9 protein-coding genes are annotated in these 14,495 nt (G+C 41.8%); all 9 read left to right on the top strand.

What is annotated here, in order from left to right:
* Nucleotides 1-14: 14 nt before the first annotated feature.
* The 9 genes from obgE to SLH46_RS19595 all read left to right on the top strand — a co-directional run bounded on the left by obgE (nt 15) and on the right by SLH46_RS19595 (nt 14,243).
* On the top strand, nt 15-1,004 hold the full coding sequence (gene obgE, locus SLH46_RS19635) for a GTPase ObgE (protein WP_320282926.1): 990 nt from the start codon (nt 15-17) through the stop codon (nt 1,002-1,004).
* Nucleotides 1,004-1,696, top strand: coding sequence for a phosphatase PAP2 family protein (locus SLH46_RS19630; RefSeq protein ID WP_320282925.1), 693 nt, complete (start codon nt 1,004-1,006; stop codon nt 1,694-1,696). Before obgE ends, SLH46_RS19630 begins: the two co-directional genes overlap by 1 nt.
* A complete protein-coding gene (locus SLH46_RS19625; RefSeq protein WP_320282924.1) occupies nt 1,697-3,475 on the top strand; it encodes a MutS-related protein in 1,779 nt (592 codons plus the stop codon).
* A 335-nt stretch (nt 3,476-3,810) separates the two neighbouring features.
* Nucleotides 3,811-5,646: a DNA topoisomerase IV subunit B gene (locus tag SLH46_RS19620; protein WP_320282923.1), complete on the top strand. Its 1,836-nt coding sequence runs from the start codon at nt 3,811-3,813 to the stop codon at nt 5,644-5,646.
* Nucleotides 5,647-5,689: 43 nt separating this feature from the next.
* A complete protein-coding gene (locus SLH46_RS19615; protein ID WP_320282922.1) occupies nt 5,690-8,338 on the top strand; it encodes a DNA gyrase/topoisomerase IV subunit A in 2,649 nt (882 codons plus the stop codon).
* A gap of 22 nt (nt 8,339-8,360) precedes the next feature.
* Nucleotides 8,361-8,858: a shikimate kinase gene (locus SLH46_RS19610; RefSeq protein WP_320282921.1), complete on the top strand. Its 498-nt coding sequence runs from the start codon at nt 8,361-8,363 to the stop codon at nt 8,856-8,858.
* An 80-nt stretch (nt 8,859-8,938) separates the two neighbouring features.
* The gene (locus SLH46_RS19605) at nt 8,939-10,570 is read left to right on the top strand and encodes a thiamine pyrophosphate-binding protein (protein WP_320282920.1); all 1,632 of its coding nucleotides are present in this window, start codon (nt 8,939-8,941) and stop codon (nt 10,568-10,570) included.
* Nucleotides 10,571-10,634: 64 nt separating this feature from the next.
* Nucleotides 10,635-13,091, top strand: coding sequence for a helix-turn-helix domain-containing protein (locus tag SLH46_RS19600; protein WP_320282919.1), 2,457 nt, complete (start codon nt 10,635-10,637; stop codon nt 13,089-13,091).
* A 516-nt stretch (nt 13,092-13,607) separates the two neighbouring features.
* The gene (locus SLH46_RS19595) at nt 13,608-14,243 is read left to right on the top strand and encodes a response regulator transcription factor (protein WP_320282918.1); all 636 of its coding nucleotides are present in this window, start codon (nt 13,608-13,610) and stop codon (nt 14,241-14,243) included.
* Nucleotides 14,244-14,495: the final 252 nt, after the last annotated feature.

Genomic DNA, 14,495 nt, shown 5'->3' with positions numbered 1-14,495 from the left:
ACAGTAAAGATCAGATGGCAGAGACCAATTTTGTTGATTACGTAAGAATTCATTGTCAGTCGGGTAACGGAGGTTCCGGCTCGGCGCATTTGCGCAGAGAGAAATATGTTGCCAAAGGTGGCCCCGATGGTGGCGATGGTGGTCGTGGTGGCCACGTTATTCTTGTGGGGAATGAGCAGATGTGGACATTGCTGCACCTGAAATACCGAAAACATATTAAAGCCGGACATGGTGAACCGGGCGGAAAGCAGCGTAGTACAGGTGCCGACGGGGAGGATATTTACCTGGAAGTGCCGCTGGGAACGGTGGCCCGCGATGTGGAAACCGGCGAATTCCTGTTCGAGATTACAACACACGGCGAAGAGCAAATTCTGATGAAAGGTGGCCGTGGAGGATTAGGTAACGACCATTTTAAAACGTCTACCAATCAAACACCACGTTATGCACAACCCGGCGAAGAAGGTGTGGAAGGTTGGAAGATACTGGAGCTAAAAGTACTGGCCGATGTTGGTTTGGTTGGATTTCCGAGTGCCGGAAAATCGACTTTACTGTCTGTAGTGTCGGCGGCAAAACCAAAAATTGCCGATTACCCGTTTACTACGCTTGTGCCGAATTTAGGAATTGTGGGACACCGTGAACAACGTTCGTTTGTGATGGCCGATATTCCCGGAATTATTGAAGGAGCACACGAAGGACGTGGTTTGGGACTGCGTTTTTTGCGCCACATCGAACGAAACTCGATGCTGTTGTTTATGGTGCCGGCCGATAGTAAAGATCACCTGAAAGAATATAAAGTATTGCTCAACGAACTCGAAAAATACAATCCCGAGTTGCTCGACAAACAGCGCTTTTTAACCATCAGTAAAGCCGATATGCTTGATGAGGAACTGATGAAGGAAATTAGCAGCGAGCTGGGCGATATTCCGCACATGTTTTTTTCTGCCGTTTCAGGGTTTAATATTCAACAATTGAAAGACCAAATCTGGGAAATTTTAAATAGTTAATGGAGTTAATTCAACGAATAATGGAGCTGGATAAGGATCTGTTTTTATTCCTTAACGGCTTGCACAATGGTTTTTGGGATCCCATCATGGTGATGATTACGCGACAGGAAATCTGGATCCCGTTTTTTGCCAGCATTTTATTTTATATATTAAAAAATTATCGGATCAAGACCATTTTAATTCTTATTGCTTTGGCGCTGTTAATTGCGGCTACCGATCAGTTTTCAGGATTAATAAAAGATTTCTTTCAGCGTTTCCGCCCTGTGCACGATCCGGCCATTGCGCATTTGGTGCACGAGGTGATGGGTAAAGGCGGGCCTTATGGTTTTGTCTCGGCACATGCTGCCAACTCGGTGGCGATGTTGGTACTTATTTCCCGTACATTCAAAAACCGCACGTTTTATTTTATAATGCTGTCGTGGGTGCTTGTGTTTTGTTATTCACGTATTTATGTGGGCGTGCATTACCCCCTCGATCTGATTTGCGGAGGACTTGTAGGTTGGTTAATTGGTTGGGGATTATTCCGGCTGATGATGTTTGTAGAGAACCATTTCTTTTTTGGGCGCTCGCCAAAAATTGAAAAAACGGCACTTTCGGCAAGAGAGGTAGGAACTATCGTTTTAATCTACACTGTATTGTTGTGTACTGTATTTGTTGCTGTTGCTATTCTTCGTCATTATAATGTTTTATAAATGAATGATCCGGCCAGGCTTTATTCCGAAAAACTTTCGTTTTATACTGATGAACTGCAGCGAATATCGGCGAAAGTAAAACGTTTTGCCTGGTATCGTTTTGGCTCATTTGTTGGAATATTTCTTCCGTTAATAATACTTGGCTGGGAGCTCGCAGCTCTGTATTGTACGCTTCCTCTTGTTGTTCTGTTTTTTTACCTCATTAAAAGAAATCTTCGTCTCGAAAAAATAAAGCAAACACTTACGATTAAAAAGAAATTGCTTGAAGATGAATTGAAAGCGCTGGAGCATTCGTTTCTGCATTTCGAGAACGGTGAGCAGTTTTTAGATGTTGAACATCCATTTGCGTACGACCTCGATCTGTTTGGCGAAGGATCTTTGTTTCAGTATCTGAACCGGACTTCAACGGTTGAAGGCAGGCAGCGACTGGCTGATTGGTTGCAAAAGCCGCTTAAGGTAAAAGAGGAAATTGAGCAGCGTCAGGAAGCCATAAAAGAATTGGTTGAAATGCCATTGTGGCGACTCGATTTTTTAACCGAAGGCAACCTGTTTCAGGAAACCACTGTGCAGTATAATGAAATTCAGTCCTGGTCGGAACTTGAGCTTGGCTTAACGAATTCGAACCTGGTGAAGTGGTTAATTCGTATTGTTCCCGCAGTAACAGTTTTGGCGGCAATTCCGGCAATAATTGGATGGACTAACTTTTATCTTGTAACGATGATCGTTATTCAGTTCTTGCTTTTGTTTGCCTGGACAAAAAGAGTGAATTATTTCTTTGGTTTTTTTGGTCGTAAGTCCGATCTGCTTGCAAAATACATGCAGTTGCTGGATATGATTGAGCAGAAAGAATTTCGATCTCCGTATTTGTGCGAATTGCAGAAAAAAGTGACAGAGCCATCGGCCGGTAAATTGTTTGGAGAGCTAAAAAACCTGGTTAAGAAGTTTGAATACCGCCAGAATATATTGGTGGGTGTTATGCTGAACGGGCTTTTAACCTGGGATATTCGTTGTGTGTATAAACTTTGGAGTTGGCACAAAAAGAATCATGACAGGTTAGCCGAGTGGCTGGAGATTATCGCTCAAATGGATGCTTTAATCAGTTTGGCGAATTATGCCAATAATCACGACGATTTTGCGTATCCTAAAATTTCGGATCAGGAATTTATGTTGTGTGCTACCGGGCTGGGGCATCCGCTGCTGAAAAAAGATAAGCGGGTAAACAATGCTATTGAAATTGAAGGCTGGTCGCAAATAATGATTGTAACCGGGGCAAACATGGCCGGTAAAAGTACCTTTTTGCGCACGGTTGGAACAAATATATTGTTGGCCGAAATTGGAGCTCCCGTTTGTGCCTCGTCGATGAAAATCAAACCGGTTGACCTGTATACAAACATGCGCACAACTGATTCGCTGCTAAAAGATGAGTCGTATTTCTTTGCCGAATTAAAACGGATAAAAGCTGTGCTCGATCGGTTGGCTGCAGGCGAGCAAATTTTTGTTATTCTCGATGAAATGCTAAAAGGAACCAACTCGGTAGATAAACTAAATGGTTCTAAAGAGCTGGTTCGAAAACTTGCACAGTATCAATGTGCAGCTATGATTGCCACTCACGACCTGAAATTGAGTGAGATGGAAAACGAACTCCCGAAGCAGGTTTTTAATAAGTGTTTCGAAATTCGGATTGAAAACAACGAGTTGATCTTCGACTACAAACTTTCTGATGGTGTTACAAAAACCATGAATGCCACTTTTCTGATGAAAAAGATGGGAATCATTTAAGGCCGTCGGCTGATTTTTTATCATCATTTTTCAAATCTGTAAACCAGTATTTTGTCTAAACAGAATCGGATTTAATCTTGCGAATTCTCGCAACAAATCATGAATGAATAGTCGTCTTCGCCCGCTTGTATGCCTGTTTTTATTCACACTTTTTCAACGGTAGATTGTTAGTTATTGCGGCCGTCAAAACCCTTGCAGAGTGGAGTATTTGTTTATATTTGTGACAACTGGGTGAATTCTGTGTTTTTTATTAGGAAAACCACGATCCGCAAGCGCAAAACCAGCGAAGACACAGGGTTCATAAAATTTTCGAAAGTTGATTCTGAGATTGAAGTATGAGCGCAAATTACGACGAAGGAACTATTAAAACGTTAGATTGGCAGGAACATATCCGGCGACGCCCGGGAATGTACATTGGGAAATTGGGAGATGGAACTTCTGCTGACGACGGTATTTATGTTTTGCTGAAAGAAGTGATGGACAACTCCATCGATGAGTTTATGATGGGACATGGTAAACGAATCGTTGTAACAGTTGATCAGGACACGGTTTCCATCCGCGATTTCGGACGGGGAATTCCGCTTGGCAAACTGGTGGATGTTGTCAGCAAAATGAATACCGGCGCAAAATACGACAATAAGGTGTTTAAAAAATCGGTGGGTTTGAACGGTGTTGGTATTAAAGCCGTAAATGCGCTGTCGACCGATTTTACGATAAAAGCAGTTCGCGAAGGCGTTGCTAAAGAGGTTTATTTTAGCCAGGGAATAAAAACGGGAGAAAAAGATTTTGAAGGACTTGATGAGGAAAACGGAACACTGGTAACTTTTGTTCCCGACGAAAGTGTTTTCAAGAAGTATCGTTATATGAACGATTATATCGTGAATATGATGAAAAACTATACTTTCCTTAATGCCGGACTGACCATCGAATACAACGGCGAGCGCTTTTACTCGCGTAACGGATTGCGCGACCTGCTTGAGGAAAATATGGATCACGACCCAATTTACCCAATTATACATTTAAAAGGCGAAGATATTGAGGTTGCCATCACGCATGGTAATCAATATGGGGAAGATTATTATTCATTTGTTAATGGCCAACACACCACCCAGGGAGGGACTCACTTACAGGCTTTTCGTGAAGTTTTAGTGAAAACAATCAGGGATTTTTACAAGAAGGATTTTGACCCGTCGGATATACGGGCATCAATTGTGGCGGCTGTTAGCATTAAAGTAGAAGAGCCTGTTTTTGAGTCGCAAACCAAAACCAAACTCGGATCGAAAGATATTGGTCCTGATGGTCCGTCGGTGCGCGCACATGTTGGTAATTTCCTGCAAAAGGAATTAGACAACTTCCTGCATAAAAACCAGGAAACCGCAGAGGTTTTATTACGACGTATCGTAGAGTCGGAACGCGAAAGAAAAGCGATTTCCGGCGTAAAGAAACTGGCCAGGCAAAGGGCTAAAAAAGCCAATTTACATAACAAAAAACTGCGCGACTGCCGTGTTCACTTTAACGAAAAAGACGAGCGGAAGGATGAATCGAGCATCTTTATTACCGAGGGAGATTCGGCAAGTGGATCGATTACAAAATCGCGCGATGTAAATACTCAGGCGGTGTTCAGCTTGAAAGGAAAACCGTTGAATACCTTTGGTCTGACTAAAAAAGTGGTTTACGAGAACGAAGAGTTTAACCTGTTGCAGGCGGCGTTGAACATTGAGGAAAGCATGGAAGACCTGCGTTACAGCAAGGTAATTATTGCAACAGATGCCGATGTCGACGGGATGCACATTCGTTTGCTACTTATCACATTCTTTCTGCAATTTTTCCCCGAATTGATAAAGAAAGGTCATGTGTATATTTTACAAACGCCACTGTTCAGGGTGCGTAATAAGCAAAAAACCTACTACTGCTATTCCGAAGAAGAAAAAATAAAAGCGATTGGGAAATTACGCGGGAAACCGGAAATCACACGATTTAAAGGTTTGGGAGAAATATCGCCGGACGAGTTTAAACATTTCATCGGAAAAGATATCCGACTGGATCCGGTGCAAATGAAAAAGCACGAATCGGTATCGCAGATGCTTGCTTATTACATGGGCAAAAATACCCCGGAGCGACAGGAATTCATTATTGATAACCTGTATGTTGAGAAAGACGAAGTAATGTAAAGAAAAATCCCCGCGGGGGAGCACGATAAATTTCAAGAAAGAAATGTCAGAAGAGAATTTGGATCACGAAGAAATTCAGGACGATAATATTAAAGAGGAAGTAACCTACCTGTCGGGGATGTACCGCGACTGGTTTTTGGACTATGCCTCGTATGTTATACTCGAACGTGCCGTTCCGTATATTAACGACGGATTGAAGCCCGTTCAGCGCCGTATTATGCACGCCATGCGCGAAATGGATGATGGACGTTACAACAAAGTAGCGAACATAATCGGGCAAACCATGCAGTATCACCCGCACGGAGATGCTTCTATTGGCGATGCGATTGTGCAGATCGGCCAAAAAGAATTGCTGATCGATTCGCAGGGAAACTGGGGAAATATTCTTACCGGCGATGGTGCAGCTGCTCCTCGTTATATTGAGGCGCGCTTAACAAAGTTTGCATTGGAGGTTCTTTTTAATCCCAAAACCACCGAATGGAAACTTTCGTATGATGGCCGTAAAAAGGAACCGGTAACACTCCCGGTTAAGTTCCCGTTATTGCTGGCACAGGGAGTCGACGGTATCGCCGTTGGACTCGCATCAAAAATGTTCCCGCATAACTTTATTGAACTGATCGATGCTTCGATTGCGTACCTGCGTGGTAAGAATTTCGAATTGTATCCCGATTTTCCAACCGGAGGATCGGCCGATTTTAGCAAATACAACGATGGACTGCGTGGCGGCTCGGTTAAAGTAAGAGCCAAAATTGAAAAGCGCGATAATAAAACGCTTGTTATTAACGAGGTGCCATACGGCAAAACAACATCTACTTTGATCGAGTCGATTATTAAAGCCAACGATAAGGGCAAGATCAAAATCAAAAAGATTGATGATAACACTGCTGCTGATGTTGAAATTCTGGTGCATCTGGCTGCCGGGGTTTCATCAGATAAAACCATCGATGCGCTGTATGCTTTTACCGATTGTGAAGTTTCGCTGTCGCCAAATGCCTGTATTATTGAGAACGATAAACCGCATTTTATTGGCGTTTCCGAAATTCTGAAACGTTCGGCCGATTCAACAAAAGACCTGTTGAAACTGGAGTTGGAAATTCGTAAGTCGGAGTTGGAAGAACAATGGCATTTTTCTTCACTCGAAAAAATATTCATCGAAGAACGCATTTATAAGGATAAAAAGTTTGAGGATGCGGAGAATATGGATCAGGCAGTTGCTCATATCGATAACCGATTGGAGCCCTGGAAGCCAAAACTTAAACGGGATGTAACAAGGGAGGATATCCTGAAACTGATGGAAATCAGGATGGCACGTATCCTTAAATTTAATAAAGATAAAGCCAACGACCTGCTAAAATCAATCGAAGATGAGATTGCAGAAGTTGAGCACAACATCGAAAATATTGTTGACTTTACCATTGCCTGGTTTAAACACCTGAAACAAAAATATGGCAAAGGAAAGGAGCGCAAAACCGAAATCAGGAGTTTCGAGAATATTGTGGCTGCCAAAGTTGTTGTGAAGAACGAAAAACTTTACGTCGACCGGAAAGAAGGATTTATGGGAACCTCGCTCAAAAAGGCCGAATTTGTTTGCGATTGTTCCGATATCGACGACATCATTATTTTCCGCCGCGACGGATCGTATTACATTACCAAAGTAACCGATAAAGCGTTTATCGGTAAGAATATTCTTCACCTGGCAGTATTCAAAAAAAGCGATAAACGAACCATTTACAACGTGGTTTACAAAGATGGCGAAACGGGTTTCTATTACATGAAGCGTTTCTTTGTAACCGGGGTAACCCGCGATAAAGAATACAACCTTACCAAAGAAACAAAGGGCTCGCGTATCGTATATTTTTCGGCCAATCCAAACGGCGAAGCGGAAGTGCTGCGTATCGTTTTAAAACCAAAACCACGTTTGAAAAAGCTCATTTTTGAAGAAGATCTTGGCGAGCTGGCCATAAAAGGTCGTCAGTCGATGGGAAATATCCTGACCAAAAACGAAGTCCACAAAATTACGCTGAAAGAAAAAGGAGTTTCTACGCTTGGTGGCCGTAAGATTTGGTTCGATCCGGATGTATTGCGACTGAATGCCGACAGCCGGGGCAAGTATCTTGGCGAGTTTACAGGCGAAGACCAGATTCTGGTTATCTACAAAAGTGGCGATTTCCAGTTGTACAATTACGACCTCAGTAATCACTTCCAACAGGATATTCTGGTAATTGAAAAATTTGACAGACGTAAGATTTTGTCGGTGGTTTATTTTGATGCTGATCAGGATTATTACTACGTAAAACGTTTTGAGATTGATGAACCGGAAGGAAAACTGATTCGTTTTATTGGCGATAACAAAGACAACCGACTGGTAAGCATAACCTGGGTTCATTACCCGCGTTTGGAGCTTACTTTTGGTGGGAAGAATGCCGAGCGCGAAAATGAGATTATCGAAGTTGCCGAGTTTATTGGCGTAAAATCGTGGAAGGCAAAAGGTAAACGACTTAGCAATTACGATGTAAACAAAATTATAGAAATAGAGCCGACGATTAAGGATGATTACGATCATCATGAAGATGAGAGTGAGCGCGATGAAGAAGGGGGAGTTGACGACAATGCCGTGGATAATACTGACGACATTCCGATGGAAATAAATCGCCCCAAAAATGAAGACGACGGCCAGGGCTCGCTGTTTTAATCCATAACAGAAATAGGAGAGGATGCGGATATATTTAATAGGATACATGGGGTGTGGAAAATCCCGGTTGGGAAGACTTTTGTCGGAACACATGGGTGTGCAGTTTGTTGATATGGACGATTATATTGAGGAGCGGAACTGTAGAACAATCCCGCAAATATTTGCTGAAGATGGGGAAGATGGTTTTCGAAAGATTGAACGAAAAGCCCTTGAAGAGTTATCGGAATTTACTGACGTGATAATTGCAACCGGGGGAGGAGCACCTTGCTTTTTCGATAATGTGGACGTGATGAATAAGAGCGGTAAAACCATTTTCCTGAATATCGATCCTGCTATTCTTGCCGACCGTTTGATGAAGTCGAAAACTGAACGCCCGCTTATTAAAGGAAAATCGCGTGACGAGCTGGTCGTTTTTATTGACGATACACTGAAGAAACGAAAAGAATTCTATTCGAAGGCCCGCTTCGAAATAACAGAACCTGATTTAAGCCTGGACGAGATTCAGGATATGATCTCATAGTTTCGGTTCGATTTTTGTCGCTGTTTTGCTTTTGTTTTCTCACGAAATAGGCTTTAAATTAGCTTTAAAATAAAAGAAGCATGTCAACGGTTGCCGAAATTTTTGCACATACTTTAAAAGAGATTGGAGTACGTTACGTTTTTGGGGTGCCAAGCGGTAACATGATCGATTATGTAGAAGCTTTGCGAAAAGAAGACGGAATTGATTTTATATTGGTTGGTCACGAAGCAACGGCGGCTTTTATGGCTGGTGTTTGTGGCCGGTTAACAGGTGTGCCCGGAGTTTGTTTTGCAACTTTCGGTCCGGGTGCAACCAACTTGAGTACCGGTGTTGGCGGCGCTCAACTCGACCGGTTTCCTTTGCTGGCCTTTACCGACGAAATGCCCGATAACCTGAGAAACAGAACTGTTCAGATGAATATCGACCATGAACAACTTTTTTTCCCCATTACCAAATGGACTACACGCATCACTCAGGAAAATATTGCAGAAATTATACTGAAAGCAGCCGGTATTGCTACTGAAAATACACCCGGTGCTGTACATATTGGAATTCCTGCAGGAATTGGACGAAATCCGGTAGAAAAAGTGAAAGCAGAAGTGGATTATTTGCGGCTGGAAAAAAAACGGTGGTCGCCGTTAGTGGCCGATCAGGTTACAAAAATTGAAAAGCTTCTGACGAAAAGCAAAAAGCCGGTTTTGGCGCTTGGTTTATCGGCTGTGCATGCCCAGGTTGGTGAACAACTTGTATCGCTCGCCGAAAAATTACAGGTTCCGGTGGTTCTCACTCCAATGGCAAAAGGACTTTTTCCGGAGGAGCATTCGTTGTATGGAGGAGTGCTTTTTCATGCATTGTCAAACCATGTTGCAAATGTGTATTCGCAAGCCGACCTGGTTATTGGAATTGGCTACGATCCGGTGGAGTTTAATTATGAAGACTGGATGCCCAAAGTACCGCTGATTCATATTGATTTCAAAAAGGCAGATGTAGAGACAGGACAGATCCCGGAAGTTTTAAATGTTGTAGGAACAATCGATGTTGCTTTGAATGAATTGCTACAACTTATGATTCCGGCGAAAGAATGGGATTTAAAATTTTTAGAGCAGAACAGAAAGGAAATTGTAAAAAAGCTGACTCCCAAACCGGATAGTTTTGGGCCTTTGACTGTAGTTGATGAATTGCGGAAAGCATTACCAGATAACGGAATTCTAACGGTTGACGTGGGAGCTCATTTACACCTCGTTGGGCAACAATGGCGTACGCCGCATCCCGAAAAATTATTAATGACAAATGGCTGGTCGAGCATGGGGTTTGCTATTCCGGCAGCTTTGGCGGCAAAACTTTGTAATCCTGATGCGCCGGTTGTTAGCTTAATGGGTGATGGTGGTTTTCTGATGATGGTAGGTGAGTTGGCAACAGCAAAACGACTTAATCTCAACATCGTTTTTGTGGTGATTTACGACGATAGTTTATCGCTGATAAGTATAAAGCAAACGAAAAAGAATTTCGACAGTGGTTACGGTACTGATTTGAATGTGATGGAAGATGAACCGACCAATAATTATTTTGGCGTTCCGGCAGTTCGTGTAACAAACAGCGAAGAGTATAAAACTGCATTGGAAAAAGCTTTTGCTGCTGATGATCCGCTGGTAATTGAGGCTGTTGTTAGCCGCGGGGAATATGACGAACTTGTGCTGCAGCCGAATAAATAAATTCTCATTATATTTATTGATCGAAATAGTAACCAATCGGATTTTCAGCTTTTGAATATTATATATGAAGACCAACAAACAACTCCAGTTAGCTTTTAATTTTGTACAATATACCGGGCAAAATATTTTTCTCACTGGGAAAGCCGGAACCGGTAAAACTACTTTTCTGAGAAGCCTGAAAGAGCGCTCTCCCAAACGAATGGTAGTGGTTGCACCAACCGGTGTGGCGGCTATAAATGCAGCCGGAGTTACGATTCACTCCTTTTTTCAATTATCGTTTGCACCGCAGGTGGGGCACGAAAGTAAACACAGCAGCGAACAGCGTTTCACCAAAGAAAAGATAAATATTATGCGAAGCCTCGATCTTTTGGTGATCGATGAGGTGAGTATGGTTCGGGCCGATGTTCTTGACGCGATCGACCGCACACTGCGCCGCTTTAAAAACAGGCAAAAGCCTTTTGGCGGAGCGCAGGTTTTAATGATCGGCGATTTGCAGCAGTTAGCTCCGGTAGTTAAAAACGAAGAGTGGGGCTTGTTACGCCGCGAATATGATACTCCATATTTTTTCAGCAGTAAAGCACTTCGTGAGTTTCCGCATGTGAGTATCGAACTCACTGAGGTGTTTCGTCAGCAGGATGAAAAGTTTATTTCGGTGCTGAATAAAGTGCGCGAGAATAAACTCGATGAAGAAGCGCGTCAGCTCTTAAATACAAGGCATATTCCCGATTTTGTTCCCGGCGACGAGGACGGTTACATTACGCTTTGTACGCACAATGTAAGTGCACAACGTATCAACGAATCAAAACTGGGTGCTTTAACGGGCAAAAAGGAAGTTTTTACTGCTTCGGTTGAGGGAAAATTTCCCGAATATTCGTACCCAACCGATTTTAAACTTGAACTAAAAGTTGGTGCACAGGTGATGTTTGTTAAAAACGACTCCAATCCTGAGAAACGGTTTTATAACGGAAAAATCGGACAGGTACAGTCGATTGAAAAGGATCGTGTTTTTGTGCTGTGTCCGGGTGAAGAAGAGGAGATTGAAGTGGAAGCTCAAAACTGGGAAAACTACAAATACTCTATCGATAAAGAATCGGGCGAGATTCGCGAAGAAATGGAAGGTATGTTCACTCAGGTTCCGTTAAAACTGGCGTGGGCGATTACCATTCATAAAAGCCAGGGACTTACTTTCGAGCGAGCTATTATAGATGCCGAAGCATCTTTTGCGCATGGGCAGGTTTATGTGGCGTTGAGTCGTTGTAAATCGCTGGAAGGTATGGTACTTTCATCGCCAATTGCCGGCCGGAGTATTATCAGCGATCAAAAAGTTAGTGGTTTTATCCGCGAAGTGGAAGAAAATCAACCCGGAGAGCCGGAGTTAAATGCTGCAAAACTGGCCTTTCAAAAAGAACAGTTGACAGAGATTTTTCGCTTTTACCGCTCAGAAAACTTATTACGAAACGTTTCAAAGCTGGTGAACGAAAACAAAGGAAGTTTTCCGGAAGTTACCATCACTCAAGTAGAACAAATGCGCAATGGGCATGACTCAGAGATTGTTGCCGTGGCAGCTAAATTCCATAATCAGATCACTGATTTGTTGCGGCAACAACCTGATGTTTATCAAAACGAAACTTTGCAGGAGCGCATAAAAAAGGCGGCTGCCTATTTTGGCGAGAAGGTGCAACATATTCTGGCTGACGGAATTAAAAAGGTGGATTTGGATGTTGACAACAAAGAGATTAAAAGCCAGTTAAAAAGATATGTGAACGACCTGAAAGATGATGCCCAACTTAAGTTAACCGCATTTGAATCGTGCCTCGAAGGATTTGATGTAAAACGGTTGATGGACTCGCGTGCCAAAACGCTGGTGAAACAAAGCAAGTCTTCAGGGAAACAAAAGGCAAAAGAAATAACCGATTTCGAAAATATTCCGAATCCCGAATTGTTTGAGCAATTGCGTACTTTCCGAACGGAAAAGGCCGGCGAGCTTGAGATTCCTCCTTTTATGATCTTTTCGCAAAAGGTACTTTATGCACTGGTAACTTACCTCCCAACCGATGCAGCATCGTTAAAATTGATAAATGGTTTGGGGCCCCGAAAAATAACACAGTTTGGTGCAGAGATAGCAGAAATCATTCAACATTATTGCAACGAAAATAATATTGAGAAAGGGGAGATTCCGTTGCAGGAGCCCAAAAAGGAAAAGAAGGAAAAAGTGGATACAAAACTTGTGAGTTTTGAGCTGTTTAATTGCGGTAAATCCATTGACGAAATTGCCAAAGAACGCGCCTTATCGGCAAATACCATTGAGGCACATTTAGCACATTACATAAAACTGGGAGAATTGGAGGCTACACGCTTAGTCGATGAAGCGAAACTGAAAAAAATAGCTGACTATTTCGAAAAAGCCGATGACAGATCCTTTGGAGTAGCAAAGTCGCATTTTGGAAATGATGTGAGTTATGGCGAGTTGCGGATTGGATTGAGTTATTGGGAATTAAAAAAATCAACCTCAGAGACCTAGTTTTTTATGTTGCTGATTTCTATTAACTAAAATCAATCTTCTTCAACTCATCTATTACCCAATTGAATGTTATACGCTTGAGTCACATAAGGGATTAAAGTCTTAAAATCGGCTTACATAGATTTCGATATGTTCTTCATCGGAATTTGTATTTAGACAGAAAATTCGAATACTCTCTAGTTGAGTTTTTTCATCGTTATACGAAAAACGATGCTTAAAGTACAATTCAATTAAGCAGTCTTTTGCGTTATATTTACGTACTTTCCTAAAACATGGTACGGGATTTTACGGATTGAAATCAGCGGAATATTGTTGTATCTTGTATATCCATTGAAACGAGAGGATCCCTTTCTCAAAATCACTCCTCAGATACGGTTTTTTAGAATGATTGAATTGCAAATAATGTCTTTCAGGAGACAGTTTATTTGAATTACTAGAAACACAACATGAAAATATTGACTTGTCCGAAACTTCTTTTTGGACAGGCGTATTTCGCTTACTCTTAATTGTACTGTTATGTGTAAACTGGCCATACTGGATAAGTTTACTCTATTTGCTTCGGGAATTGAGTCGATACTGAAAATAACGAATGATTGCGAAATTGTGCATGCCACAAGCTGTGAGGAACTTTTCAAACAATTTAAAGACTCAGCGCCCGATGTTATAATAATAGATGTTATCCACGGAGATAACTCCGGAATGAGATCAATAAAAAAGATCAGACGTACATATCCCCAAATACCCGTATTGTTAATATTGAGTCAGAACTATTCGGATTGTTTCGAGGAGTATATCCGACTGGGAGTTAAAGGTTTTGTTTTTAACGATGCTTCCGGAAAAGATTTAATCGAAGCCATCAAAAGGTTAAAAGAGGGAGGAGAATTCTTCCGGAAAAAAGTGTGGGACATATTTAAAACATCCATTCAGAGACGAAAATATGGTAAGAAAAAATCGCAATTTCTTACAGACAGAGAGGTGTCTGTTTTAAAACTATTTTCGAGTGGCTTAACTTATAAAGAAATTGGCGCCAGGTTAAATATCAGTCCGCGAACAGTCGAAACGCATAAACGAAATATTTTAGCAAAATTGAAAATAAATACCACTGCCGATATGGTGAAATATGCCTATAGAAATCACATAATAAGTAAATAATGTTTTATTAAAAAAGAGTTGGAGGTATTGTAATTTTATATGCAATAAATGCGTATAAAACCCGATTGACTTCCTGCGTATCCTGTCGTAACTTTTTTTCATAAAAATTGATACTAGAAACTGAATTAACTCCATACCCCTGGAATTAATTCCGATAAACCAATTTTATGTATACCAAATTGTGAGGACGTAGTTTGTTTTGATGATGATCTGATAATGGCGAAAGCACATTTTAAACTAAAAAATTATCAG

Origin of the sequence: Draconibacterium sp. IB214405 (genome assembly GCF_033963885.1) — a bacterium.
GTDB lineage: Bacteria > Bacteroidota > Bacteroidia > Bacteroidales > Prolixibacteraceae > Draconibacterium.
The sequence above is the reverse complement of the archived record's forward strand: the minus strand, read 5'-3'. Positions and strand labels throughout refer to the sequence as shown.

Bases quoted from the DNA above. Each gene is read 5' to 3' on its own strand.
- obgE (WP_320282926.1), top strand. From the start codon at position 15: ATGGCAGAGACCAATTTTGTTGATTACGTAAGAATTCATTGTCAGTCG.
- SLH46_RS19630 (WP_320282925.1), top strand. From the start codon at position 1,004: ATGGAGTTAATTCAACGAATAATGGAGCTGGATAAGGATCTGTTTTTA.
- SLH46_RS19625 (WP_320282924.1), top strand. From the start codon at position 1,697: ATGAATGATCCGGCCAGGCTTTATTCCGAAAAACTTTCGTTTTATACT.
- SLH46_RS19620 (WP_320282923.1), top strand. From the start codon at position 3,811: ATGAGCGCAAATTACGACGAAGGAACTATTAAAACGTTAGATTGGCAG.
- SLH46_RS19615 (WP_320282922.1), top strand. From the start codon at position 5,690: ATGTCAGAAGAGAATTTGGATCACGAAGAAATTCAGGACGATAATATT.
- SLH46_RS19610 (WP_320282921.1), top strand. From the start codon at position 8,361: ATGCGGATATATTTAATAGGATACATGGGGTGTGGAAAATCCCGGTTG.
- SLH46_RS19605 (WP_320282920.1), top strand. From the start codon at position 8,939: ATGTCAACGGTTGCCGAAATTTTTGCACATACTTTAAAAGAGATTGGA.
- SLH46_RS19600 (WP_320282919.1), top strand. From the start codon at position 10,635: ATGAAGACCAACAAACAACTCCAGTTAGCTTTTAATTTTGTACAATAT.
- SLH46_RS19595 (WP_320282918.1), top strand. From the start codon at position 13,608: ATGTGTAAACTGGCCATACTGGATAAGTTTACTCTATTTGCTTCGGGA.